General features: G+C 62.6%; 1 pseudogene. It reads right to left on the bottom strand.

Features of this window, described 5'->3' with window-relative positions:
• Positions 1 to 240 precede the first annotated feature (240 nt).
• Positions 241 to 492 (bottom strand): annotated as a pseudogene (locus tag F6Q13_RS18115) (hypothetical protein); the annotation flags it as partial.

The following is a 492-nucleotide window of genomic DNA, read 5'->3' as shown; positions in this document are numbered from 1 at the left end:
GCCGCACATGGTGCTTCTGTTGCAACCAGTGAGTGGCGGTGAAGTCGCTGAGCGGTCGTCAACCAGCAAAGGTGCCCGTATTGATGACATCCACTCCGCGGCGTATCGCTGCGACCCCAGAACCTCCGCCCGAGCTCGTCTGGTATCGGCGCCCTCATCAACCCATGTGCGATAGCCAGAGCGAGCCGGGTCAGGTAGCCAGCGCTGGTTCTGTTCGGCGGGTCTGGTCGAACAGGGTTCCTACTCGTCGACATTGCCCTGCGCGACAAGCTTGAGCGCTGATGTCAGAACCGCCTTGGCATTGTCGGTGAGCCGCTTGAGGCCGAGCAGGTCGAGGACGCTCCGGAAGAGCTGCTCTTGCGAGAGACTTGGGTCCTTAGCGGATAACTCGGCCAGATGGTGTGCCAGCTCTGCCGGCGGGACGAGTTCGAGTGTCCGCGGACCCAACTGGCGCGGGACGACTTCTGGTCCGTCCGGGAGTCGGTATGTCTT

This window comes from Mycobacterium sp., assembly GCF_008709575.1.
In the GTDB taxonomy this organism is placed as follows: domain Bacteria; phylum Actinomycetota; class Actinomycetes; order Mycobacteriales; family Mycobacteriaceae; genus Mycobacterium.
Note: the sequence above shows the minus strand (reverse complement) of the source record. Positions and strands in the feature narration are given on the sequence as shown.